Genomic DNA, 22,494 nt, shown 5'->3' on the forward strand with positions numbered 1-22,494 from the left:
CGCTGTGCCCGCTAGGGGCGTGGGGGAGTGAATGTTGTTCTTTATAGTCGATATAAATCGATATTTGAAGGGTGTGGATTCTTTTGGATTAGCCTTTTAACGATTTTTCCGAATAAAAATCGGTTTTTTGTCTGTGGGATAGTGCCGGGCGTAGGCGGCGTTCAAAGGCTAGCACCAGGCCGAGGGCCGTGCCGGCCAGTCCGGCCGCCATGCCCCACCACACACCGCTGGCACCCCACGGGGTACTGAAGGCCAGGTACCAGGCAAGTGGCGCTCCCAGCCCGAGGTAACCGAGCAGGCCAATCAGCAGGGTGCTGCGTCCTTCGCCAAGGCCGCGCAGACAGCCCATGGCGATGGTCTGCAAGCCATCGAACAGTTCGAACCAGGCAGCGATGGCCAGCAGTGTCACGGCCTGACTGAGCAGGGCGGCGTGTTGCGTGGCATGCCGGTCGATATACAGGCCGACCAGCCAGGCCGGCGCTAGCCAGAACAGCAGCGCTATACCCAGCATGCACAGAGCGCCCAGAGCCAGGCCCAGGCGTCCGCTCAGGCGTGCCAGATGCAGCTGGCCGGCCCCCTGGTGCAGGCCGATCCGGAAGGTGCAGGCATAGGCAATGCCGGTGGGCAGCATGAAGGCCACATAGACCGTCTGTACGGCAATCTGGTGTGCGGCCAATTGCAGGTCGCCGAGGGCGCCCATGCACAGCGCGGCGACCACGAACAGCAGGGACTCCAGCGCATAGATGGCGCCGATCGGCAGACCCAGGCGCAGGTTGGCGCGTAGCGCTGCCCAGCCGGGGCGCAGGATGCCGCGCAGCAAGGCATAGCGCCGATAGAAGGGTTGCCAGGCGATGTACAGCACCATCAGCAGGGCCATGCCGTTCATTACCAGCGCGGTGGCCAGGCCTATGCCGAACAGGCCTAGACGGGGTAGGCCGGCCAGGCCATGGAGCAGTGCATAGTTCAAGGCGATGTTGGCCAGGCTGCCGCACAGGGTGATGGCCAGTACCGGGCCGGGCTTGCCGAGGGCCGCGCTGTAGCCGCGCAGCACCGTGAACAGCAGGTAGCCGGGCAAGGCGAATCGCAGGGCTTGCAGGTACTGCATGGCGGCCGCCACATTGTGAGCCTGTTGACCCAGGCCCAGCAGCAGGGGGGCCAACATGGACAGCAGCAAGCCGGCCAGCAGGCCCATGACCAGCGCCAGCCAAAGCCCGGCCTGGGTGACCTGGCGAACGCCGCGCTGATCGCCGGCGCCCAGGCGCATGGCCACCAGGCTGCCGGCGGCCACGCTGACCCCTACGCAACTGATGGAGATGAACGAATAGCTGGCGGCACCCAGGCCGCCGCCGGCCAGGGCGGCGGGGCCGAGCAGGCCCATCATCAGGGTGTCGGTGAACACCATCAGCACCTGCACCAGTTGCGTGGCCATCAGGGGCACGGCCAGGCGCAGCAGGGCGCTCAGTTCGTTGCGCCAGCCTATGGGCTGGTGTTGTTGCGTTACAGGCATGTTTGGCGAGTATCCCCGGGAGACTAGGCAGACGATCAGACTCGCGTATTCTCTGGGCTTTCCCGGAGTACGGGAAAAGGATAAAAGCCAGCCATTACATGAGTTTTAGTCATCCATGAGTGATCGCCTGCCTGCCCTGTATGCCTTGCGCGCCTTTGAAGCGGCGGCCCGCCATCGTTCCTTCACCCTGGCGGCCCGCGAGTTGTCATTGACGCAAAGTGCGGTCAGCCGGCATATCCGCACCCTGGAAGCCGACTTTGCCTGCCGGTTGTTCGAACGCGAGGGGCGCGGCCTACGCCTGACCGATGCCGGTGAGCAATTGCTGCCGGGGCTCACGGCGGGGTTTACCGCCTTGCAGCGCGCCTGCGCCGACCTGCGCGGCAGTGAGGGCGTGTTGCGCCTGAAGGCTCCTTCGACGCTGACCGTGCGCTGGCTGCTGGCCTGCCTGTCGCGCTTTCGTCAGGCTCATCCGACGCTGGACGTGCAGCTGACCAGTGCCTGGATGAATGTCGATCGGGTGGATTTCCAGCAGGAGCCCTTTGATTGCGCCGTGCTGCTCAGCGATGGCCAGTTTCCTGGCGACTGGCACAGTGTGCGGCTCTTCGAGGAATGGCTGATCCCGGTGTGTGCGCCTTCTGCAGTGGCTGCGGGCCCTTGGGATCTGGCGCGCCTGCGCGCGGCGCAACAGCTGCACCCGACACCGGACCGCCGCGACTGGCGGCGCTGGCTGGCGGCCATGCAGCTGGAAGAGCAGGTGCCGCTACAGAGTGGCCAGCTGTTCGACATGCTGGAACTGGGCATCGTGGCCGCCGCGCGTGGTTATGGCGTGTCGATTGGCGATCTGCTGCTGGTCGCCGAAGACGTCGCGGCTGGCCGCCTGGGCCTGCCCTGGCCGGAGGCGGTGGCCAGTGGTGATAGCTACTACCTGGTCTGGCCGCGCGCACGACGTGGCCAGCAGCGCTTCAGCCAGCTGGCGGCGTTTCTCCAGGCCGAAGTAGCAAGCCTGCCGTTGCCGGCGGTGGGTTACCGGCGCTGAAGACGGCCGCTTCAGGCCGGACGGTATTGCAGGGCCTCGGCCAGGTGCACCCTGGCGATGGCGTCGAGCTGCTCCAGGTCGGCCAGGGTGCGCGCCACCTTGAGCAGGCGGTGGGCGGCGCGCAGGCTCAGGCCAAGGCGCTCGCAAGCCTGTTCCAGCCAGAGACGGTCGCCTGACTCAAGGACGCAATGGCGCTGCACGCCGGCCAGATCGAGGCGTGCATTGCTACAGCCCTGGCGTTGCAGCTGGCGTTGCCGGGCCGCGGCGACCTGCGCGGCCAGCTCGGCGCTGCCCTGTGAGGGCGCGCCCGGCTGCAAGGCGGTTTGCTCGCGGGCCACGCTGACATGCAGGTCGATGCGGTCGAGCAGCGGCCCGGACAGCTTGCTGCGATAACGCTGCACCTGATCGCTACTGCAGCGGCAGCGGCCCGAAGGGTCGCCCAGGTAGCCGCAGGGACAGGGGTTCATCGCGGCCACCAGCTGGAACCGTGCTGGAAAGCGGATCTTGTCCTGGGCACGGGCGATGACAATTTCTCCCGACTCCAGCGGTTCGCGGAGCACCTCCAGAACCTTGCGGTCGAACTCGGGCAGCTCGTCGAGAAACAGCACACCCTGATGAGCAAGGGTGATTTCGCCAGGCCGCGGGCGACTGCCGCCCCCCACCAGGGCGGGTCCCGAGGCGCTGTGGTGCGGTTGGCGGAACGGGCGTTGTGGCCAGGCCTGCAGTGGCTGGACGCTGGCTACGGAGTGAATGGCTGCCACCTGCAGTGCTTCCTGTTCGTCCAGTTCCGGCAATAGCCCGGGCAGGCGGCTGGCCAGCAGCGTCTTGCCGGTACCGGGCGGCCCGACCAGCAGCAGGTTGTGCTCGCCGCTGGCGGCTACCAGCAGCGCCCGCTTGGCAGTGAGCTGCCCCTGGACTTCCGCCAGATCGGCATAGGGTTGGCGCTGGCGCAGCAGCCCGGAAGCCTGGAAGGGTTCGAGGAGAACTCGGGCGGCACAGTGATTGACCAGCTGCAACAGGTTGTCCACCGCCAGCACCTGCAGTCCCGAGGCCAGGCTGGCTTCCTCGGCGTTGGCGCGTGGCACGACCAGGCAGCGTCCGGCCGCCCGGGCGGCCAGGGCGGCTGGCAATACCCCCTGTACCGGGCGAATGTCACCGGAGAGTGCCAGTTCACCCAGGCATTCCAGCGAATCCAGGCTGGCCTGGCTGAGCAGGCCACTGGCGGCGAGGATGCCCAAGGCGATGGCCAGGTCGAAGCGGCCGCCGTCCTTAGGCAGGTCGGCAGGGGCCAGGTTGAGGGTAATGCGCCGGTTGGGGAAGTCGAAGCCGCTGTTGAGAATGGCGCTGCGTACGCGGTCCTTGCTCTCCTTGACGGCGGTTTCCGGCAGGCCAACCAGCGCCAGGGCTGGCAGGCCGTTGGCCAGGTGGGCTTCCACGGTGACACTGGGTGCTTCCACGCCCACCTGGGCGCGACTGTGCACGATGGCCAGGGACATTGATCACTCCTTGATCGAGGGCGACGCGCCTCCTGGCGCGCAGGGTTCAGCGGTGACTCAGGGCTGCTCGCCTTGCAGACGCGCCTCCAGTTCGGCCACGCGCTGCTCCAGGCTTTCCAGGCGGGCACGGGTGCGCTGCAGAACCACCATCTGGCTGTCGAACTCGTCGCGGCTGACCAGATCCAGCTTACTCAGGCCGCTTTGCAGGAGCATTTTCAGTTGGGCTTCCAGTTCCGCGCGGGGCAGCGGGCTGTCGGCACTGAACAGGCGCGACGCCTGGCTGGCGAGAAGGTCGATGACGGCTTTGGGCGGCAGCATGATCGGGTTCCACAGAAAAGTGGCAGGAGTGTAGCACGCGGCCTGCCTGGGCTGATGCGTTGCACGTGGCGCACGTTTTTGCAGCCAGCCGCTGGCGCTGCGCACCATTCTGGTGCTGCGCCCCTTTGAGGGCTGCGAGGTATCTCTTTTGGGTGCATATAACTAATTGATTTATATTGTTTTTTAATAACTGGCAAGGAAACTGCAAATGTTCTGGCGACGACTGCAGATATGCAGATCGGCTGGCTCGGTGGTCGCTTGGCGACCCTCTACAGCAGGGCGGTTGCCCGGCTGGAGCGTTACAAAGCCAGGCACTGCGCTTAGACTTGTGCTGGGTTCGTTTTCCTGGGGCAAGTCCACCTTAATCGGGAGAGAGTTTCATGAAGCTAGTCACAGCCATTATCAAGCCGTTCAAGCTCGACGACGTGCGCGAGTCGCTGTCGGAGATCGGCGTTCAGGGCATTACTGTCACCGAGGTCAAAGGCTTTGGCCGGCAGAAGGGTCACACCGAGCTGTATCGCGGTGCTGAGTATGTGGTCGACTTCCTGCCCAAAGTGAAGATCGACGTAGCGATTGCCGATGAGCAGCTGGATCGCGTCATCGAGGCCATTACCAAGGCGGCCAACACCGGCAAGATCGGTGACGGCAAGATCTTCGTCGTGCCACTGGAGCAAGCCATCCGCATCCGTACCGGCGAAACCGGCACCGACGCGGTTTAAGCAACACCCAACGAACCCCCAACGCCCCAGGAGAAACACCATGACTCTGCGTCTCTGCGCAGGGCTGGACGCCCTTTTGCCTCTAATCAGCAGCGACCCGTCGGTCGCACAGGCGTCCCTGGTTTCTGTAGTCGGTGCCCGGCAGCACCGGCAGCAGCCCTGGGATGCGCTGGTCGTGGTTGTGCCTGCCTCCTGGCAGCACGGCCACAACCCCAGTCGCTGAGTCGTTCGCCGTTATGGCGAAACCCGGCACGAATGACGCCTGCGTGCGTCCCGGTATGAGGTGAAACATGGAAAACACAGCCCTGATTCCAGTTCTATACGGCCTGGATACCTTCTACTTCCTGATTTGCGGCGCGCTGGTCATGTGGATGGCCGCCGGCTTTGCCATGCTCGAGTCGGGCCTGGTGCGCAGCAAGAACACCACGGAAATCCTTACCAAGAACGTGGCGCTGTATGCCATCGCCAGCGTCATGTACATGCTGGTTGGCTACCACATCATGTATTCCAGCCCGGAAGGTGGCATCCTGCCCAGCCTGGGCCTGTTGCTCGGTGACGAGCATGCCGTAGATGTCGTGGCGGCGGGTGGCGAGGATGCTCCCTATTACTCCGCGCGTGCCGACTTCTTCTTCCAGGTAGTGTTTGCCGCGACCTGTATGTCGATCGTTTCCGGTGCCGTGGCCGAGCGCATGAAGCTGTGGGCCTTCCTGGCCTTCGCGGTGGTGATGACCGGTTTCATCTACCCGATTCAGGGCTTCTGGAAGTGGGGTTCGGGCTTCCTCAACGAAGCCGGCTTCCTTGACTTCGCCGGTTCTGGTGTTGTGCACATGGCGGGTGCGGCTGCCGCTCTGGCGGGTGTCCTGCTGCTCGGTGCGCGTAAGGGCAAGTACGGCCCGAACGGCCAGATCAATGCTATTCCGGGGGCCAACCTGCCGCTGGCTACGCTGGGCATGTTCATCCTGTGGATGGGCTGGTTCGGTTTCAACGGTGGTTCGCAGCTGAAGATCAGCACCATCGAGGATGCCAACGCAGTGGCCAACGTGTTCGTCAACACCAACATGTCTGCCGCCGGCGGCCTGATTGCTGCGCTGATTGTCGCGCGCATCCTGTTCGGCAAGGCTGACCTGACCATGGCCCTCAACGGTGCACTGGCTGGCCTGGTGGCCATCACGGCCGAGCCGCTGACGCCCAGTGCGCTGATGGCTAGCCTGATTGGTGGTGTAGGTGGTGTGCTGGTGGTGTTCTCCATCCTGGCGTTGGATAAGTTGAAGATCGACGATCCGGTCGGTGCCATCTCGGTGCACGGTGTAGTCGGCATTTGGGGCCTGCTGGCGGTCTGCCTGACCAACAGTGATGCCTCGCTGGGCGCTCAGCTGCTGGGTATCGGGGCAATCTTTGCCTGGGTCTTCGTGGCCAGCCTGGTGGTCTGGAGCCTGATCAAGCTGCTGATTGGCCTGCGGGTCAGCGAGGAAGAAGAATACGAAGGCGTGGATATCGCCGAATGTGGCATGGAAGCCTACCCGGAGTTCACTCGCAAGTAAGCGGCCAGTGGCTTGGCAAGGGGCGCCTAAAGGCGCCCTTTGTTTTTTCCGGCGCCGCGCTAGAATGCGCGCCATCGAGCAGTCGCCCGTTGTCGGGCGACCTCATCGACAGCGCTTGGGAGCACCACTGAACGCCAGAGCCGGCAGGCCGGCGGCGGGTTTTTCCGGCTCTGCTATAACTAAGCTGCTTTGGCAAGCCATGAGGTAGAACATGAGCGACGATGATCTGGAACGCGACGAGCTGGAAGCCGGCGACGAAGACGAGGCGGAGGAGCTTGACGCCGCTGATGACGAGGTTGTCGAAGAAGAGGACGAAGATGGCCTGGTAGCAGCGCCAGCTGGCAAGCCTGCGAAGAAGGCCAAGGCGGCTGCCGTCGAGGAAGAGCTGCCGAGTATCGAGGCCAAGCAGAAGGAACGTGATGCTCTGGCACGGGCCATGGAAGAGTTCCTGGCGCGCGGCGGCAAGGTACAGCAGGTGGATGACAACGTGGTGGCCGATCCGCCCAAGAAACCGGACAGCAAGTACGGCAGTCGCCCGATCTGAGCGGATGCTGGCTGACGGCCTGCCCATCGATCCCCTGTTCAGCCTGGCTGACAGGGGATTTTTATTGCCTGCTTAGCCCGCCTCGCAACAGGCCAGGCAGTTCGGCGAGGCGTCGTACCTGGGCAGTGGGCGGCGCTGTGCTTGCCTGCCACGGCTGGCCCTGCGGATTGAACCAGATGGCCTGCAGGCCGGCCTGGCGGGCTCCGGCGATATCGTCCAGTGGATGATCGCCGATATGTACGGCCTGGTTGGCGCTGATTCCGGCCAGACGCAGGGCTTCCTGAAACGGTCGCGGATCGGGCTTGCCGATGCCCAGCTGCTCGGCGCTGACCGCGAAACGGAAGTAGTCGGCCAGGCCCAGGCGGCGAATATCGGCGTTGCCATTGGTGATCACGCCCAAGGTGTAGTCACGGGCCAGCTGCTCCAGGGTGCTGTGCACGTCATCGAAGAAGCTGACCCGGTGGCGCGCGGCGAGAAACGCCTGGAATGCACCTTCGGCGAGGCTGGCTGCTTCCTCGTCGGGGTAACCGGCGCTGCGCAGGGCCTGCAGGAGGATACGCCGGCGCAGCTCGCTGAGACGAAAACGCAGTAGCGGCTCGGCTTCCAGCAACTGGCCGCGGATGGCCCAGAGCTGTTCGATGGGCAGTGGGCCAAGACGCGGTGCCTGGCTGGCCAGCCAGTCGCGCAGGGTCGCTTCCGCACCACGCATCACGGGGGCGACATCCCACAGGGTATCGTCAAGATCGAAGGTGACTAGCCGCGGCGTCATGACTTGTCGGGGTCCTTGCGTTGCCTGGCGCGCGGGTGGGCGCTGTCATAGACCTTGGCCAGGTGCTGAAAGTCCAGATGGGTATACACCTGGGTCGTGCGGATATCGGCATGCCCGAGCAGTTCCTGCACGGCGCGCAGGTCTTGCGATGATTCCAGCAGATGGCTGGCAAAGCTGTGGCGCAGCATGTGCGGGTGCAGGTGCTCGCCCAGCTCACGGATGCCGGCCTGGCGGACACGCAATTGCACCGAGCGGGCGCTGAGGCGTCGGCCGTGGCGATTGATGAACAGTGCCGGCTCGCTGGCCAGGCCCTGACGTACCGCGAGCCAGGCACGCAGTGCGGCGCGTGCCGGTCGGCCGATTGGCACGATGCGCTCGCGGTTGCCCTTGCCGCTGACCCGTACCAGGCCTTCATCGAGGTCCAGCTGGAGCAGGTCGAGGCCAACCAGTTCGCTCAGGCGCAGGCCGCTGGAGTAGAGCAGTTCGAGAATGGCCTGGTCGCGCCGGGCGAGGAAGTCGTCCTCCGCAGCTGTCGCAAAGAGTTGCTGGGCACGGTCGGCATCCAGGGCACGAGGAAGGCGCCGTTGCCCCTTGGGGGTGCTCAGCCCGGCGGCCGGATCATGGCGGCACAGGCCTTCGCGGCCCAGGTACTGGTACAGCCCGCGACAGGCCGAGAGCAGGCGTGCCAGGCTGCGGCTGGACAAGCCCTGCTGGTGCAGGTGGGCGATCAGCCGGCGCAGGCGCGCACTGTCCAGCGCCTGCCAGTCGGCCAGTTGTTCATCCTGGGCGAAGGCCCGCAGTTTATCGAGGTCGCGCCGGTAAGCGCTGAGGGTGTGCGCGGAGAGCTGGCGCTCGCTGCGCAAGTGTTCGAGGTAGGCGTCAAGGTCAGCTGCAAGCTTCAAGCGTCAAGCTCCAAGTACGCCAGGATGACAACAGGCACGCGCGCGCCAACTGGCAGCCTGTGGCTGTTCTAGCGCACCGAGCGCAGTGGTGTGGCGTAGCGCGGCAGTACGCGGGCCAGTACTTCGCCGATGTAGCCGAGGAACAGGGTGCCCAGCGAGCTCTTGTAATGCTGGGGGTCGCTGCTGCCGATGGCCAGTACGCCATGCAGGCCCTGGTAATGCAGTACGGCCAGTGCCGCGGAGCCGACCTGGCTGGCCGCCTGCTCGCCAAACAGGAAGGTCAGTTCCTCCGGGCGCAAGGCGCCGCACAGGGTCTTGTTACCGGCCAGCAGGCCGCCGATGGCCTGCTGTGCTTCGGCCAGGCTGACGCTGCGGCCGATGCCGTGGTTGTGTTCGCTGAACAGGGTGAGGCCGACAAAGGGCACCTGGAACTCATGGCGCAGGCTGTCTTCCACGGCACTGATGACTTCGTCCAGGCTGTTGGCATCGAGCAGGCTGAGCACCAGGCGGCGGGTCTTGTCGAACAGCCGGTCGTTGTCGCGGGCCACGTCCATCAAGTGGCTCAGGCGATGGCGCATATCGATGTTGCGCTCGCGCAACAGCTTGACTTGGCGCTCCACCAGCGACACGGCGGCGCCGGGTTGGTGGGGAATGCGCAGCTCGGGGATCAGCTCTTCGTGGTCGACGAAGAACTCCGGATGCTGGCGCAGGTAGGCCGCTACGCGTTCGGCATCCAGGGGGGTGTCTTGCGGCTGATCACTCATCGGGCGCTCCTCGGGGCCGCCTACAGGCGAATCTGTCCTTCATACACCCGCACCGCGGGCCCGGTCATCATAACCGGCTGGCCGGGGCCTGCCCACTCGATGCTCAGGCTGCCCCCCGGTAGCTCCAGCTGCAGCGGCGAATCCATCCAGCCCTGGCGGATGGCGGCCACGGCCGCGGCGCACGCGCCGGTGCCGCAGGCCTGGGTTTCCCCTGCTCCACGCTCCCACACGCGCAGGCGTGCCTGCTGGCGGTTGATGACCTGCAGGAAGCCGACGTTGACCCGCTTGGGAAAACGCGGGTGGTGCTCCAGTTTCGGCCCCAGGCTGTGCACCGGCGCGCTGTCGACGTTGTCGACACGCAGCACGGCGTGCGGGTTGCCCATGGACACGGCGGCCAGCTCATGCCGCTGGCCATCCACTTCCACGGTATAGCTGAGCGCCTCGGCGTCGGCCTGGAAGGGGATCTGCTCGGGGACCAGGCGCGGCGCGCCCATGTCCACGGTGACCTGGCCGTCCGGACGCAGGTTGAGCTCGATGATGCCGCCCTTGGTCTCGACGCGGATCTGCTTCTTCACGGTCAGGCGCTTGTCCACCACGAAGCGCGCGAAGCAGCGCGCGCCGTTGCCGCACTGCTCCACTTCCGAACCGTCGGCGTTGAAGATGCGGTAGCGGAAGTCCACGTCCGGGTTGGTCGGCGCCTCCACCAGCAACAGCTGGTCGAAGCCGACGCCGGTGTGGCGGTCGCCCCAGGCCTTGGCGTGCTTGGGCTGGATATGCGCGTGCTGGCTGATCAGGTCGAGGACCATGAAGTCGTTGCCGAGGCCGTGCATCTTGGTGAAGCGCAATAGCATGATCGCGCCCTCACTGCGGCAGCAGGCTTTCGCCGGCGTAGAGTTCGGCGAGGGTCTCGCGGCGACGCACCTCGAAGACCTGTGCGCCGTCCACCAGCACCTCGGCGGCGCGGCCGCGGGTGTTGTAGTTGGAACTCATGACAAAGCCATAGGCGCCGGCCGAGCGCACGGCCAGCAGGTCGCCTTCGGCTAGCACCAGCTCGCGGCCCTTGGCGAGGAAGTCGCCGGTCTCGCAGATCGGTCCGACCAGGTCGTACTGGCGCGCCTCGCCGTCACGCGGCTGCACCGGGGTGACGTCCATCCATGCCTGGTACAAAGCCGGGCGGATCAGGTCGTTCATCGCCGCGTCGACGATGGCGAAATCCTTGTGCGCGGTGTGCTTGAGGTATTCCACGCGGGTCAGCAGCACGCCGGCGTTGGCCACGATAGAGCGGCCCGGCTCGAACACCAGAGCCAGCGCGCGGCCCTTGAGGCGCTCGCGCACGGCGGCGATGTAGTCGCCGGCCAGCGGCGGCTGCTCATCGCGGTACTGCACACCGAGGCCACCACCGAGGTCCAGGTGCTGGATCTGGATGCCCTGCGCCGCCAACTGGTCGATCAGCGCCAGCAGGCGCTCCAGGGCGTCGAGGAAGGGCGGCAGGCTGGTCAGCTGCGAACCGATGTGGCAGTCCACGCCGACGATGCGCAGGTTCGCCAGTGCGGCGGCGCGGGCATACACGGCCGGGGCCTGCTCGATGTCGATGCCGAACTTGTTCTCTTTCAGGCCGGTGGAGATGTAGGGGTGGGTGCCGGCATCCACGTCCGGGTTGACCCGCAGCGAGATGCTGGCGGTCTTGCCCAGTTCGGCGGCCACCAGCTGCAAGCGCTCCAGCTCGTCCACCGATTCGACGTTGAAGCAGTGCACGCCGACTTCCAGGGCGCGGCGCATGTCGTCGCGGGTCTTGCCGACGCCGGAGAAGACGATCTTGCCCGGCTCGCCGCCAGCGGCCAGCACGCGCTCCAGCTCGCCACGCGAGACGATGTCGAAGCCGGCACCGAGGCGCGCCAGGACGTTCAGCACGCCCAGGTTGGAGTTGGCCTTGACCGCGAAGCAGACCAGGTGCGGCATGCCGGCCAGGGCGTCGGCATAGGCGCGGTACTGCGCCTCGATGTGGGCGCGGGAATAGACGTAGGTGGGCGTGCCGAAGCGTTCGGCAATGGCGGACAGGGCCACGCCCTCCGCGAACAGTTGGCCGTCGCGGTTGTGGAAGGCTTGCATGCGGACCCCTTAGAGGAAAACGTCTTTGTCGCGTTCTTTGGTGGTTTTTTCGTCGTCAGGCAGGTACAGCGGACCTTTTTGGCCACAACCGGCGAGGGCGCTGCACAGCACGGCGAGCGCGAGGAAGGGAAGCAGCAGGCGCTTCATGGCGTAATCCTTTGCAAAATCGGCGATTGGCGGGGAGTATACCGGCCACCCGGCGCCTTGCCTATGCGCCCGCGCCGCGTCCTTTGTGGCTTGCAGCCCGTCCGGGGATGGCCCTTTTTGTTGTGAGGAATGATGATGACTCTTAGCCCTGCACGCTTTCATGCGCTGGTCGATGCGGTTCAGGAAAGCGTGGAAAATGTCTTCGATGACAGCGACCTGGATATCGATCTGGAAAACAGCGGTGGTGTGCTGACCGTGCGTTTCGAGAATGGCAGCCAGCTGATCCTCAGCCGTCAGGAAGCCCTGGCCCAGCTGTGGGTGGCGGCACGTTCCGGTGGTTTCCATTTCGACTACGACAGCGATAACCAGCGCTGGCTGTGTGACAGCGGTAGCGAGCCGTTGGGCGAGTTGCTGGCGCGGGTGGCCTTGGAGCAGGGTGGCGAGGCGCTGGACTTCGCCGGGCTGTGAAACCGACAGGTCGCTAGCCGGTGTGCGCGTCGGGCGCCTGCGCAGGGGTGGCTAACAAGTGCTTACATAGTCGTGCTGGTTATCGCCGGAGAGGCGCGCATACTGGCCGTCCATGCGCTGAGCAGGCCACGAGGGTCGGCACCGATGAATCATTTCTACCTGATCCCCTTCCTGTTGCTCTGCGGCCTGTTCTACGGCATGACCTTCGCGGTGCTCAAGCTCAATCGCTGGAAGGCCCTACCGACCGAGGAACAGTACCTGGCCAGCCTGGCGGGTCACCTGGCCGGCCAGCCTGCGCAGTGCAGCCACTGTGCCTCGGCGACCATCGAGGAGCGCGGCGAGTGGGGGCGCAACAGCCAGGAACGGGTGTTCGTCTGCCAGGGCTGTGGCCGCAAGCTGTACCGTAGCCAGCACTGACGGCGTGCGCTGTTTCGTGTCGTCGTGCGTCTTGGTCGGCAGGCATGCCTTGCCATTTGTCGTCGCTATGGTAGTGTCGGCCTAACGAGCCAATCTGACCGCTCTGTCAAACCAAGCCCCGCCTGTCCCGGTGGGGCTTTTTGCATTTTTTGTTCAAGGGAGAACTTGTCACGCCATGAACGCCCAGCCGCCCATCATCATCACTCGTGTCGACCTGCAACGCCTGGAGCGCCTGCTCGACAGTCTGGAGGAGTACGGCCCTGGCGCCGAGGCGCTGGAGCAGGAACTGGCGCGTGCCCAGGTGGTCGGCCATGACGAAGTGCCGGCGGGCGTGGTGACCATGAATTCGCGTGTGCATTGCCGTGAAGAGGCCAGTGGCAAGGACTACCACCTGACCCTGGTGTATCCGCAGGATGCCGGTGGCGAGGGCCGCGTTTCCATCCTGGCCCCGGTGGGCAGTGCCTTGCTGGGGCTGTCGGTCGGTCAGCACATCGACTGGCCGGCACCAGGCGGCAAGCAGCTCAAGCTGACTCTGCTGGCTGTGGAGTATCAGCCGGAGGCCGCCGGCGAGTTGCGTTGAGAAGCGCAGGGCTGCGGCAGGTCTGAGCCTGCCGTCAGCGTGGGGGTTACAGGCTGCGCAGTTGTTCGGCAGCCAGAAAGTCTTCTTCGAGCAGGGCGTCCTGGCTGGCCGTGCTGTCCTCTACCGGCTGGCTGGTGCGGCGTGCCCGCAGCTTGCCGAACTGGTGCTCCAGGGCGTGATGCAGCTTTTCCGCTGCACCGTCGATGGCTTGTTCCAGGGCTTCGGCCTTGTGTGTGACGGAAATTGGCTGTAGGCCTTTGGGGCGTGCTTCGATCTGGCAGCGCTTGTCCTGCGCCCCGGCCTTGTGGGCGTTCTCGTCATTGAGGTGCACGACCACACGGGTCAGTTCGTCGTCGAAACGTTCCAGGCGGCTGGCCAGGGTGGCGCTGACCCACTCGGCCAGGCGCGCGCTACCTTCGATATGGTTGTCGCTGTGTACTTGGATTTGCATGACGCGTTCCTTCTTCAGCTCAAGATGCCGCCCATGCCGGGCGACACTTGCAGCCTACGCCTTTCTCGCTGCGACAAGCCAGCAAAGAAAAATCCAGACATCCTTTACTGGCTACAGCGTATCGAGGAAAGCGCGTAAGGCTTGCAGTTCGGCGCGTTGCAACTGCAAAGGCTGGAGTAGCGGAGAGGTTTTCGGGAACAGGGGATCCTCGCGTTGTTGTGCGTTGGCCGGTTGCGGGCGGGGCATGCCGGCGTTGTACAGGTTGAGTATGCCTTCCAACTGGCGGAACAGACCGTTGTGCATCCACGGGCCGGTGCGACTGACCTGGCGTAGCGACGGGGTACGGAACGCGCCGACATCTTCGGCGCGACCGCTCACCAGGTAGCGACCGAGGTCCTCATAGCGGCGTCCGTAATAGGTCAGGCCGAGGTTGTGGAAGCGATTGTCGCTGAGCGCCGGGCCGGAATGGCAGTTCATGCAGCGCGCCTTGCCGCGGAACAGGTGTAGACCGTGCAGTTGCTGGTCACTGAGCAGTTGCTGGCGGCCCTGGAGGAACAGGTCGAAACGGTTGTTGCGTGGTAGCAGGCTGCGTTGGTAGCTGGCCAGTGCCTGGGCAATCTGTTCGGCCCGCAGTGGGGCTGGATCGGCAAAGGCCTTGCGAAACAAGGTCGGGTAGTCCGGGCTATTGCGTAGACGTACCACCAGTTCGTCGCTGCTGAAGGCCATCTCCAGCGGGTCGCTGACGGGCATCAGCGCCTGGCTTTCCAGGTCTGCGGCGCGTCCATCCCAGAACAGTGGCTGTACCAGTCCGGCATTGGCGGCGCTGGGCGAGTTGCGTTTACCGGCGGCACGCTGGTGACCGAACGACACGCGCCGGCCGTCGGCGAAGGCCAGGTCAGGTTCATGGCAGCTGGCACAGGCTATCTGCTGCGAGCGCGACAAGCGTGGGTCGAAGAACAGCTTTTCGCCAAGCGCTACCTTGGCCGGCGTGTCCGGGTTGCCGGCAGGCGCTGTGAGGCGCTCGGGGAGTGGCCCCAGTTCGCGCCAGGTAACGCCTGCATCCACTTGCGGTGGCGGCCAATGCGCCGGAGGCTGCTGGTATATGGCGCGCAGGCAGGCATAGCCTGCGGCGTCGGGGGTGGCGCCAAGGCGCGTCAGACAGGCCGGGTCGGCCTGGCTGTGCGCATGCCAGAGCAGGCTTAGCAACAGGCCGAGCAGGGGGCGATAGGAAAACATGCAGAGCTCGTTATGGGAGGTGCGCCCCGTCGCCATTGGGCCGGGGCGCTGGGTTCAGAAGCGGTAACCCACTTCCAGCCAGTATTGGCGGCCGACCTCGTAGGTGGGCGTGGCTGTGGCGTTGACACTGCTGGCATCGGCGACAATGACCCGGTCAGTCAGGTTGAACACATCCACATTGACGAACACGGCCTGCTCACGGGCTGTCGGCAGCTCCCAGGCTAGGCGCAGGTCCCAGGTCAGGGCGGCGGCATACTGCACTTCGTCCCAGACATCGACACGCTCGCCCTGATAGTCGACCTTTTGTCCCGTGGCGCCGATTTTGCTGTAGCCGGCACGGTAGCGCAGGAAGTTGCTCAGGGTGAGGTTCAGCGCGGAAAGTTCGCTGACCGTGGTCAGACGCGCCGTCCATGGCCGGTTGTAGTTGTCGGCTGGGCGATCGGCATAGCGGATGAAATTGCCCTGGTACTGGATCACCGGGTTTTCCAGGTAGGCGTCGCTGTCATCGAAATAGCTGGGTGCACTGGCCTGGCGATCAGTCCAGTCGAGTGCCAGCTGGCCGCTGTGGCTGGCGCCCAGCCAGGCATAGGCCTGCAGCGGCGTGACGGTGAGCGTGTAGATATCGGTCTCGCTACTGCCACCATTGGTGTAGGTGGTGTAGTTGTTGGCCAGGGTAGGGTCGTCGGCTGGCTGTCCGAGCGCGTTGCCCGATACCTGGATGACCTGATCGCGGCCTTTGCGGCGGACATACTTGACGCCGAACTCCAGGCCCTGCCATTGCTGCAGCAGGCCGAGCATCAGCTCGTCGTCATAGGCGATGTCCAGTTGGTTGAAGCGCACCTGATTGAGCGCCTGGCTGCCTACCGACCAGTCGTCTTCCAGCGAGTTGCGCACTTCGTTGTTGTAACGCAGGCGGTTACGACCTTCCTGCAGGCGCCAGGCGGCGATATTGCGGCCGTAGTAGCGGTTGGCACCGGCCTGCAGCAGGGTCTGCCGGTTACCCAGGAGGTCGTACTGCATGGCCAGGCGTGGCGCCAGGGTGGTCTGGTCCATGTAGCTGTCGTCATCCAGGCGAATGCCCGGACGCAGGTTGAGGCGTCCCAGCTGAATGTCATCCTGCAGGTACAGGCCCAGGCTGGTTGTGTCGAAGGCAAACTCGCCGGTGGCATAGCGGGTGCGCCGGGTCAGGAACTGGCCTGGCCAACCATTGGTTGCGGGGGTGCTGGTGGTGGTGGTGCCGAGGCTGCAGGCGACGTTGTCGGTTTGCCCGCGACTGTTGGTGCAGGTGCTGGTGCGGCGCGGCGTGGTATAGGTGCTGCTTTCGCTCAGGCGCTCGTAGTAGACGTGTTGCTGGTTGAGTTCCAGACCGCTTTGCACGCTGTGCTGGCTGCCCCACAAAGTGACGGGTTGCCACTCGACATCCAGCTTGTATTGCCAGGTACGCTGCTGCTGTTCGATGTCGCCAAACTCGCCTTCCAGAGTCAGGTTGCTGGTGCCCCAGTTCTTGCTCTGTGACTTGTGCCAGGTCATGTAGTCGTCGCTGTCCGGATCGCGGGACAGCTCCAGCTCGCTCCAGCCAAGCGTCTGCACGATGCGCGCCTGGTCGCCTTGCCAGCTGCCCTTGAGGTTGAACTGGGTGCCACCGGAGCGAATGTCGATACCTGAGTTGGCGATATTGGAACGGAAGTAGTGATTCTCTTCCGGGGCATAGGTCAGGCTGGACTCCAGCAGCAGGCGCTCGTTGGCCTGCCAGACACCCTTGACGAAGTAGTTGTCGATGCTGCGGCTTTGCTGTTCTTCGCGAAAGCCAAACGTATCGACCAGATGTGCCGAGTAGAAGCTCAACGGCATTTCCGAGCGCTTGCGACTGAAGTTGGCGAGCAGCCCGAAATCCTCGTGCAAGTGACCCTCCAGGGTGCCGCGCAGGATCTGTTTGTCGAACTCCGGCTGCTCGTTGTATGAGCTGGAGTTGGCAAAGCTTTCCGCCTGGCTGGGGTCGATGTGGTAATTGGTCCAGGACGAGCGCGTGGTCTGCCAGGACAGGCGGCCATGCAGCTCCTTGCTGGGACGACGCGTGCTGGCTTCGACCACCCCGCCGTTGAAGCCGCCGTAAGCGGCCGGCACGTTGCTGTCGTACACCTTGAGTTCGTCGAGCAGGTCGCTGTCCAGGGCCAGGCCCTGGCTGCGCCCGGGAACTGCAAACAACCGGTAGGGGGTTTCTTCCTGGGCGGGGTCGATGTCGTTGTTCATGTTCAGGCCGTCGACCACAAAGGCGTTCTGGTAGAACTGTGCGCCATTGATGCTGATATTGGCCGGGCTGATTTCGCCGGGTGTCTTGCTGCTTTGTTGGCGATTGTCGAACTGCACGTTGGGATGGCTCTTGAGCAGGCTGGTCAGGTCACCATTACCTGCCGGCAGAGCTCGGATATGCGCGCTATCGAAGCGTGTTTCGCCTTGGTAGTCGATGCGCTCGCTACGGATCAGCGTGCTGTCCAGTTGCACCTTGCCGGCCTGCTCACTGGCCGGGGCTTGTACCAGCAGCGCATTATCGGCGATCACTCGCCAGCTCAGCCCGGTGCCTGCCAGCAGTTGCTGCAGGGCCTGAGCGACACTGTAGCGGCCGTGCAGGGCCGGGCTATGCCGGGTGCGCAGCAGCTGGCTGTCGACACTGACCTGCAGGCCTGCCTGTTCGGCAAAACGCAGCAGCGCCGTGTCCAGCGCCTGACTGGGGATATCGAAGTGATGCTGCTGTTGTGCCACGGCATGTCCCTTGTCCAGGGTGGCAGCCTGGCTGGGCAAGGCCTGGCCGAGCAGCAGGGCGAGCAGGCCCGGTGTGGCGAGGGTCGACCAGTGTGGGCGACGGAGGGTTGTACGCATGATCTCATCCCCAGGCAAAAGCGCCTTATCTAAATGCGAATCAAAATCAAATGATCTGAGTTCGCTATAGACGAATGGGGTGCACGGATTTTCAGAAAAAGCGCAAAAATGCTTCGCGCAGCAGCGCGTTCAGGGACGCCGACGAATCAGGGTCAGGTGCTCTCCGATGGAGAGGAGTTCGCCGCCGAGCGGTTGTAGCGCCAGTTGCAGGGCCTGCTGGGGCTGCGTGAGGTCAAGTCGTGCGCTCAGGCGGCGTTCGCCGAGGGCAGGATCGAGCAACAGGACGATACCGGGGTGATAGGGCCTGAGTTGCTCGAGCACGTCATGCAGAGGTTGCTGTTCGACGAGCAACACGCCCTGCCGCCAGCTGGCCAACTGTTTGACCGGCGCTACCTGCAGCGCAGCTTGGCGACTGCCTTCTGTCCAGCGTAGTTGCTGCCCTGCTTGCAGCGTATAGCGTGCCGGCTGTCCGGCACTGCCGACCTGTACCTGGCCGCTGCTCACGCTGACCTGTATCCGGCCGGGCTGTCGGGCGACCTCGAAGGCGGTGCCGGTGACGCGCACGGTGACGGCCGCGGCCTGCACCAGAAAGGGGCGCTGCGGGTCATGATGCACGTCGAAGAACGCCTGGCCGGCGAGTAGCTGCACCTGGCGCTGCCGGCTGGCGAAGTCCAGCTGCAAGCGACTGCCGGGGGCCAGGGTTACCTGGCTGCCATCCGCCAGCGCATGCTGGCTGACCTGCAGGCCGTCATTGTGCAGCACGTTGCGCTCGTGGCCAGGCCCGCCGAGTACTACCGCGAGCAGGACTGCCGCGGCGCTGGCTAGCGCCCAGCGTCGGTTGCGCGGACGCGGCTGGCTGGCTTGCAAAGCAGGGCCGCTCAGCAGCCAGGTGCGTTCGGCTCGTGCATAGGCCTGGCGATGCCGTGGATCGACAGCCAGCCAGGCCTGCAGGGGAGCATGCTGTGTGGCGTCGAGGTGTTGCTCATGAATCAGCAGCAGCCAGTCCAGGGCCTGCTGCCAGATCAGCTGTTCGGCATCGGCGGTGGGTGCGAGCGGTTGCGGCAAGGCCAGTCTTCCTGTGACGGGGGGTGAAGTGTGCGCTGCGCAGACGGCGGGCGACAAGTCGTCATGCACTCAGTGGTCGTCCAGCTGCTCAGCGCAGTGGCTGAGTGCCGCGCGTACCAGCTGGTGAGCCAGGCCAACCGAGATATCCAGGCGGCGGGCGACTTCCTGCAGCGTCAGGCCTTCCAGGCGATGCAGGGCAAAAGCCTCGCGGGTACGCGGGGGGAGCGTTTGCACGGATTGATGCAGGCGGCGCAGCTGGGCCTGGCTGCTCACCTGGCGTTCCGGATCGGGCGTCGTGCTGGGTAGTTGGCCCAGCGCGGCCTGGCTGTCGTCCGGGCGGCGTTCGCGACCTAAGCGGCGCTGCACATCCAGCGCCAGGTTGCGCACGATGCGGTATAGGTAGCCGACCGGCTGGCGCATCGGCAGGCTGGACGAGGGGTTCTGCGCAAAGCGCAGCCAGGCATCCTGAACCACGTCCTCGGCTTGGGCGCGGCAGCCCACGATGGGCGCGGCATAGTCAACCAGGGCGGCACGATGGTTAAGGTAGATATCCAGTTTATCGGGCTGTTCGGGCAAGGCTGCCAATACCGCAGACGGTGTTTACGGGGCGGGGTATGCAGGCATTCTAACTGCAAATAAGAATTTCTATCAATAATATCAGGCTTGCTGCAGCGCGGCGTTCAGGCGGTCTTCCAGCTGCACCTTGTAATGCAGGTAGTGCACGGTCTGCATCTGCTGCTGCGGATAGATGCGTGACAGGTCGAGGTCGGTGATGTAGCAGGGGTAGCGCCCGCCGGTGCGCCGCTGGGCGAGGATGTGACTGGCCACCACCTGGTAGAGCTGCGTGCCATATTCCAGCTCGGAGAATTCGCGGTGGTTGCAGTACAGGGTGACGTGCTGGCGAGCGTGGTCATCCGGCTCGACGATCGCCTGTACGTCGTAGAACGCCTGGTTGACTGCCGCGGTGGGGGCAGCGCGGCGCTCCAGGCGCTGGGCGCGACCGGGCAGGGGCGGGAGGATTTCGTAGTAGAGAATCTCCAGGCTGTTGCCGGGGAGTTCCAGGTTCAGTGGTAGCAGCGCGTTGTGGCGGTATTGCAGGGATTGCAGAAAGCGCTGCAAGGGCGTCAGCAGGGTCTGCTCGTCGTGAAAGGGCAAGCGTTGCCGCCACAGCGCGTTGTGCTCGTCGAGCAGGCTGACCTCGGCCATGTCGCCATCCAGCCGGTAGAACAGTTGCAGGCAGTCGGGACGCCCGCAGGGCAGGAGCAGGGCCAGGTCGTGTCCTTCCAGGGCATGTCGGTCGAGGTGCAGCGGGCTGTACTGCGGCAGCTCTTCGCCCAGCGCGCTGACCAGGCTGGGCAGGTCGGGCAGGCTCTGGTGGCGTACCTGGCCGGCCTGCAGTTGCAACAGGTGGTAACGCTGCTGGATCTGCAGAAGCAGACGACTGGGCGGCTGTTCGGCAAGACGCTGCAGGGCTTCGCGGAACAGTTCCTCGACGCGCTGGGCAATCGCGCTGGCCCGGTTGCGGCAATAACAGCGCACCAGCAGCTCGGGGTGCGGTCCCTGGGCCGGCAGGCTGTTGAGGTAATCGCGCAGGCAGTCGAGCAGCGCATCCGCACCGCTGTAGCGACTGACCAGCAGCTCGTTCCAGCTGTTCAGGGTGACCTGGTCGAGGCTCAATACGAGATTTTCACGTACCCCGGAATAGCCCAGTGCGTCGGTGCGCGCGCTGGTCAGGTGGACATTCAGCTGGCTGTGCGCCTTCAGCGGGTCGCAGCCGACATTCACCAGCAGCAGCACCCGACGCGGCTGGCTGGCCTGCAGCAGGGCGCTTTCCGCGACGCTGGGCAGCGGCAGGGGGAAGGCCTGCTGCAGACTGCCGATCAGGTTGTTCAGCTCGTAGTCGCCCAGATCACTGTCGCCCGGGTGGATGGTCAGGCGTGTGCCGGCATCGATCACGGCGTTGCGCTGGCACCAGGCCAATAGCTCGATGAGCTCGCGACTGCGCTTGAGTGGCGCGTAGTCCGGCCATTCCTGCGCATGCAGGTTGCCGGAGAACAGTGCCCACTGGCTGTCCTGGTTATCGTCCTGGGCGGGCATATGCACCAGGGTCAGGCTATCTTCGGCGATATCCGGAGCAATGCCGGGGTTGATGTACTCGACCTTGCCGGCTTTGCGCTCGAAGGCGGCATACAGACGCCGGCCGAGCACTCCCAGATCGCGGCTGCTCAGCGAGCTGCCGGCCTCGCTGAGGCGGGCAAACTGGGAGAGAAAGCGGTAGCTGAAGGTCAGTTCGTTGACCAGCGCGCGGCGCTCGCCGACGACCTGGCGTACCTTCCACTGGCTGCGGCTGTCGAGCAGGGCCAGTTGCCGCTCGTGCCACTGCCAGCTGGCGGTGAGCCGCTCGAACAGCAGGCGTTGCCAGCTTTTGCTGCGCCCGCGCGGTGGCACGCTGAGTTTCTTGCCGATCTTCAGGTACAGGCAGCGGCGGATCAGTTCCAGGCGCTCCTGCTCGCCGCGCTCCAGCAGGTACTCTTCGAGGCGGCGATAGACGACGATGTACGGGTCGAGCTCGTCGAGGTCGAGCTGGTTGGCGAACACCGCCTGCTTGAAACGCAGGGCCAGGCAGCGCACCTGCGGGTGTTCGCTGGCATAGACCTCGGTAAGCAGCAGTTTGAGCACCGACTTGAAGGGCGACTCGATGCCCTTGTACAGCTGCCACATGCCGGCGCCGATGAACTCATGGGCGGGGATACGCGCCAGGTGGCCGAGGTCGAGCACCTCGTCGGCACGCACGAAGCGCTTGTTCAGCAGGGTCTGGGTGTACTGCGGGTAGCGGGCTTCCTCGTATACCGGCACCAGCCACCAGAGTGGTGTGCGTCCGCCCAGCCAGATGGCGGTGCGGTAGAACTCGTCGAGCAGCAGGTAGTGCTGGGTGGTGCCGCAGTCGTCGGAGGTCAGCTGGCCGTCGCGTTCGCCACGGCTGAAGCGTTGCGGATCAATCAGAAAGCAGTGCACCTCGGCACCCTGGGTCGCCGCCCAGGCTTCCAGCAGGCGGCATTTGCGCTGCAGTTCGAGGATGGCAGCGGCTGGCAGCTGCGGGTCGTGGCAGACCCACAGGTCCATGTCGCTCTGCTCGGCCTGCGCCACGGTACCCAGGCTGCCCATCAGGAACAGGCCATGCAGTGGCGCCTCGCTCTTGCCGCGCGCCGGCTTGTAGACGAAGGAGCGGGTCAGGCGCTGTGCTTCGGCGAGCAGCGACTCATCCGGCTCGAAGCCGGAAAGGCCGGCCGGCGTGGCAGCCGAGACATAACCGGGGAGCAGCGGATGATTGACGTGGAACAGCAGTGGCAACAGGCGCAGCACCAGTTGCTGGCGGCTGGACAACGCCAGCATGGCGCGCTGCAGGCGCCCGGCATTGACCTTGAGAAAGCGCGCACGCAACTGCGCCAGCACCTTGCGGTCGATGCCGTCGTCGATATCCGGACGAATTTCCTGGTTTCTGCTCATGGCGCAGAGCCTAAGCATATTCTCCGGTTGGCGCCAGTTGT

23 protein-coding genes are annotated in these 22,494 nt (G+C 64.8%); 8 read left to right on the plus strand and 15 right to left on the minus strand.

The genetic code is table 11. The features are described 5' to 3' along the window. Positions 1 to 88 precede the first annotated feature (88 nt). Positions 89 to 1,507, minus strand: a complete 1,419-nt coding sequence (locus CFY91_RS00880) for a NorM family multidrug efflux MATE transporter (RefSeq protein ID WP_093984453.1) — start codon at positions 1,505 to 1,507, stop codon at positions 89 to 91. A gap of 115 nt (positions 1,508 to 1,622) precedes the next feature. On the opposite strand from CFY91_RS00880, the gene CFY91_RS00885 reads away from it, so the two are divergent. Beyond that, positions 1,623 to 2,543 carry a LysR substrate-binding domain-containing protein gene (locus tag CFY91_RS00885; protein ID WP_093984454.1) on the plus strand — a complete coding sequence of 307 codons (921 nt, stop codon included), beginning with the start codon at positions 1,623 to 1,625 and terminating at the stop codon, positions 2,541 to 2,543. Positions 2,544 to 2,554: 11 nt separating this feature from the next. On the opposite strand, the gene CFY91_RS00890 is transcribed toward CFY91_RS00885, so the two are convergent. After that, complete coding sequence (locus tag CFY91_RS00890) at positions 2,555 to 4,039, minus strand: YifB family Mg chelatase-like AAA ATPase (protein WP_093984455.1); 1,485 nt, start codon at positions 4,037 to 4,039, stop codon at positions 2,555 to 2,557. Positions 4,040 to 4,096: 57 nt separating this feature from the next. Further along, positions 4,097 to 4,357, minus strand: coding sequence for an accessory factor UbiK family protein (locus CFY91_RS00895; protein WP_093984580.1), 261 nt, complete (start codon positions 4,355 to 4,357; stop codon positions 4,097 to 4,099). A 380-nt stretch (positions 4,358 to 4,737) separates the two neighbouring features. On the opposite strand from CFY91_RS00895, the gene glnK reads away from it, so the two are divergent. The 4 genes from glnK to sutA all read left to right on the plus strand — a co-directional run bounded on the left by glnK (position 4,738) and on the right by sutA (position 7,161). After that, positions 4,738 to 5,076 carry a P-II family nitrogen regulator gene (gene glnK, locus CFY91_RS00900; protein WP_093984456.1) on the plus strand — a complete coding sequence of 113 codons (339 nt, stop codon included), beginning with the start codon at positions 4,738 to 4,740 and terminating at the stop codon, positions 5,074 to 5,076. Between the two features lie 40 nt (positions 5,077 to 5,116). Further along, positions 5,117 to 5,299, plus strand: coding sequence for a hypothetical protein (locus CFY91_RS00905; RefSeq protein WP_093984457.1), 183 nt, complete (start codon positions 5,117 to 5,119; stop codon positions 5,297 to 5,299). Between the two features lie 67 nt (positions 5,300 to 5,366). Continuing rightward, positions 5,367 to 6,617 carry an ammonium transporter gene (locus tag CFY91_RS00910; protein ID WP_093984458.1) on the plus strand — a complete coding sequence of 417 codons (1,251 nt, stop codon included), beginning with the start codon at positions 5,367 to 5,369 and terminating at the stop codon, positions 6,615 to 6,617. A 211-nt stretch (positions 6,618 to 6,828) separates the two neighbouring features. After that, positions 6,829 to 7,161, plus strand: a complete 333-nt coding sequence (sutA, locus tag CFY91_RS00915; RefSeq protein ID WP_093984459.1) for a transcriptional regulator SutA — start codon at positions 6,829 to 6,831, stop codon at positions 7,159 to 7,161. 61 nt (positions 7,162 to 7,222) lie between these two features. Here sutA and CFY91_RS00920 read toward each other — a convergent pair whose 3' ends face one another. The 6 genes from CFY91_RS00920 to lptM all read right to left on the minus strand — a co-directional run bounded on the left by CFY91_RS00920 (position 7,223) and on the right by lptM (position 11,852). Next, positions 7,223 to 7,930: an HAD family hydrolase gene (locus CFY91_RS00920; protein ID WP_093984460.1), complete on the minus strand. Its 708-nt coding sequence runs from the start codon at positions 7,928 to 7,930 to the stop codon at positions 7,223 to 7,225. Then, positions 7,927 to 8,832 carry a tyrosine recombinase XerC gene (gene xerC / locus CFY91_RS00925; protein ID WP_093984461.1) on the minus strand — a complete coding sequence of 302 codons (906 nt, stop codon included), beginning with the start codon at positions 8,830 to 8,832 and terminating at the stop codon, positions 7,927 to 7,929. Before xerC ends, CFY91_RS00920 begins: the two co-directional genes overlap by 4 nt. Before the next feature lie 68 nt (positions 8,833 to 8,900). Continuing rightward, positions 8,901 to 9,596: a DUF484 family protein gene (locus CFY91_RS00930; protein WP_093984462.1), complete on the minus strand. Its 696-nt coding sequence runs from the start codon at positions 9,594 to 9,596 to the stop codon at positions 8,901 to 8,903. Between the two features lie 20 nt (positions 9,597 to 9,616). Beyond that, positions 9,617 to 10,447, minus strand: coding sequence for a diaminopimelate epimerase (gene dapF, locus CFY91_RS00935; RefSeq protein WP_093984463.1), 831 nt, complete (start codon positions 10,445 to 10,447; stop codon positions 9,617 to 9,619). A 10-nt stretch (positions 10,448 to 10,457) separates the two neighbouring features. Continuing rightward, a complete protein-coding gene (gene lysA, locus CFY91_RS00940; RefSeq protein WP_093984464.1) occupies positions 10,458 to 11,705 on the minus strand; it encodes a diaminopimelate decarboxylase in 1,248 nt (415 codons plus the stop codon). A gap of 9 nt (positions 11,706 to 11,714) precedes the next feature. Then, the gene (gene lptM, locus CFY91_RS00945) at positions 11,715 to 11,852 is read right to left on the minus strand and encodes an LPS translocon maturation chaperone LptM (protein ID WP_093984465.1); all 138 of its coding nucleotides are present in this window, start codon (positions 11,850 to 11,852) and stop codon (positions 11,715 to 11,717) included. A gap of 135 nt (positions 11,853 to 11,987) precedes the next feature. Here lptM and cyaY point away from each other — a divergent pair, with 135 nt between their 5' ends. From cyaY to rnk, 3 genes are all read left to right on the plus strand, one after another. Next, complete coding sequence (cyaY, locus tag CFY91_RS00950; protein WP_093984466.1) at positions 11,988 to 12,320, plus strand: iron donor protein CyaY; 333 nt, start codon at positions 11,988 to 11,990, stop codon at positions 12,318 to 12,320. 144 nt (positions 12,321 to 12,464) lie between these two features. After that, positions 12,465 to 12,737: a hypothetical protein gene (locus CFY91_RS00955; protein ID WP_093984467.1), complete on the plus strand. Its 273-nt coding sequence runs from the start codon at positions 12,465 to 12,467 to the stop codon at positions 12,735 to 12,737. 175 nt (positions 12,738 to 12,912) lie between these two features. Further along, positions 12,913 to 13,317: a nucleoside diphosphate kinase regulator gene (gene rnk / locus CFY91_RS00960; RefSeq protein WP_093984468.1), complete on the plus strand. Its 405-nt coding sequence runs from the start codon at positions 12,913 to 12,915 to the stop codon at positions 13,315 to 13,317. Positions 13,318 to 13,363: 46 nt separating this feature from the next. Here the strand turns inward: rnk and CFY91_RS00965 are convergent, their stop codons facing one another. From CFY91_RS00965 to CFY91_RS00990, 6 genes are all read right to left on the minus strand, one after another. After that, positions 13,364 to 13,768, minus strand: a complete 405-nt coding sequence (locus tag CFY91_RS00965; protein WP_093984469.1) for an HPF/RaiA family ribosome-associated protein — start codon at positions 13,766 to 13,768, stop codon at positions 13,364 to 13,366. 111 nt (positions 13,769 to 13,879) lie between these two features. After that, positions 13,880 to 15,004 carry a cytochrome-c peroxidase gene (locus CFY91_RS00970; RefSeq protein WP_093984470.1) on the minus strand — a complete coding sequence of 375 codons (1,125 nt, stop codon included), beginning with the start codon at positions 15,002 to 15,004 and terminating at the stop codon, positions 13,880 to 13,882. A gap of 54 nt (positions 15,005 to 15,058) precedes the next feature. Then, on the minus strand, positions 15,059 to 17,881 hold the full coding sequence (locus tag CFY91_RS00975) for a TonB-dependent receptor (RefSeq protein ID WP_188390257.1): 2,823 nt from the start codon (positions 17,879 to 17,881) through the stop codon (positions 15,059 to 15,061). A gap of 129 nt (positions 17,882 to 18,010) precedes the next feature. Further along, the gene (locus CFY91_RS00980; protein ID WP_165765282.1) at positions 18,011 to 18,946 is read right to left on the minus strand and encodes a FecR family protein; all 936 of its coding nucleotides are present in this window, start codon (positions 18,944 to 18,946) and stop codon (positions 18,011 to 18,013) included. A gap of 69 nt (positions 18,947 to 19,015) precedes the next feature. Further along, entirely contained in the window at positions 19,016 to 19,522 is a 507-nt protein-coding gene (locus CFY91_RS00985; RefSeq protein WP_093984582.1) for a sigma-70 family RNA polymerase sigma factor, read from the minus strand. 81 nt (positions 19,523 to 19,603) lie between these two features. After that, positions 19,604 to 22,453: a class I adenylate cyclase gene (locus tag CFY91_RS00990; RefSeq protein ID WP_093984472.1), complete on the minus strand. Its 2,850-nt coding sequence runs from the start codon at positions 22,451 to 22,453 to the stop codon at positions 19,604 to 19,606. Between the last annotated feature and the right edge of the window lie 41 nt (positions 22,454 to 22,494).

Source organism: Pseudomonas fluvialis (assembly GCF_002234375.1).
Lineage (GTDB): Bacteria > Pseudomonadota > Gammaproteobacteria > Pseudomonadales > Pseudomonadaceae > Aquipseudomonas > Aquipseudomonas fluvialis.

Coding starts and splice junctions, on each gene's coding strand:
- CFY91_RS00880 (WP_093984453.1), bottom strand. CDS start 1,507: ATGCCTGTAACGCAACAACACCAGCCCATAGGCTGGCGCAACGAACTG.
- CFY91_RS00885 (WP_093984454.1), top strand. CDS start 1,623: ATGAGTGATCGCCTGCCTGCCCTGTATGCCTTGCGCGCCTTTGAAGCG.
- CFY91_RS00890 (WP_093984455.1), bottom strand. CDS start 4,039: ATGTCCCTGGCCATCGTGCACAGTCGCGCCCAGGTGGGCGTGGAAGCA.
- CFY91_RS00895 (WP_093984580.1), bottom strand. CDS start 4,357: ATGCTGCCGCCCAAAGCCGTCATCGACCTTCTCGCCAGCCAGGCGTCG.
- glnK (WP_093984456.1), top strand. CDS start 4,738: ATGAAGCTAGTCACAGCCATTATCAAGCCGTTCAAGCTCGACGACGTG.
- CFY91_RS00905 (WP_093984457.1), top strand. CDS start 5,117: ATGACTCTGCGTCTCTGCGCAGGGCTGGACGCCCTTTTGCCTCTAATC.
- CFY91_RS00910 (WP_093984458.1), top strand. CDS start 5,367: ATGGAAAACACAGCCCTGATTCCAGTTCTATACGGCCTGGATACCTTC.
- sutA (WP_093984459.1), top strand. CDS start 6,829: ATGAGCGACGATGATCTGGAACGCGACGAGCTGGAAGCCGGCGACGAA.
- CFY91_RS00920 (WP_093984460.1), bottom strand. CDS start 7,930: ATGACGCCGCGGCTAGTCACCTTCGATCTTGACGATACCCTGTGGGAT.
- CFY91_RS00930 (WP_093984462.1), bottom strand. CDS start 9,596: ATGAGTGATCAGCCGCAAGACACCCCCCTGGATGCCGAACGCGTAGCG.
- dapF (WP_093984463.1), bottom strand. CDS start 10,447: ATGCTATTGCGCTTCACCAAGATGCACGGCCTCGGCAACGACTTCATG.
- lysA (WP_093984464.1), bottom strand. CDS start 11,705: ATGCAAGCCTTCCACAACCGCGACGGCCAACTGTTCGCGGAGGGCGTG.
- lptM (WP_093984465.1), bottom strand. CDS start 11,852: ATGAAGCGCCTGCTGCTTCCCTTCCTCGCGCTCGCCGTGCTGTGCAGC.
- cyaY (WP_093984466.1), top strand. CDS start 11,988: ATGACTCTTAGCCCTGCACGCTTTCATGCGCTGGTCGATGCGGTTCAG.
- CFY91_RS00955 (WP_093984467.1), top strand. CDS start 12,465: ATGAATCATTTCTACCTGATCCCCTTCCTGTTGCTCTGCGGCCTGTTC.
- rnk (WP_093984468.1), top strand. CDS start 12,913: ATGAACGCCCAGCCGCCCATCATCATCACTCGTGTCGACCTGCAACGC.
- CFY91_RS00965 (WP_093984469.1), bottom strand. CDS start 13,768: ATGCAAATCCAAGTACACAGCGACAACCATATCGAAGGTAGCGCGCGC.
- CFY91_RS00970 (WP_093984470.1), bottom strand. CDS start 15,004: ATGTTTTCCTATCGCCCCCTGCTCGGCCTGTTGCTAAGCCTGCTCTGG.
- CFY91_RS00975 (WP_188390257.1), bottom strand. CDS start 17,881: ATGCGTACAACCCTCCGTCGCCCACACTGGTCGACCCTCGCCACACCG.
- CFY91_RS00990 (WP_093984472.1), bottom strand. CDS start 22,453: ATGAGCAGAAACCAGGAAATTCGTCCGGATATCGACGACGGCATCGAC.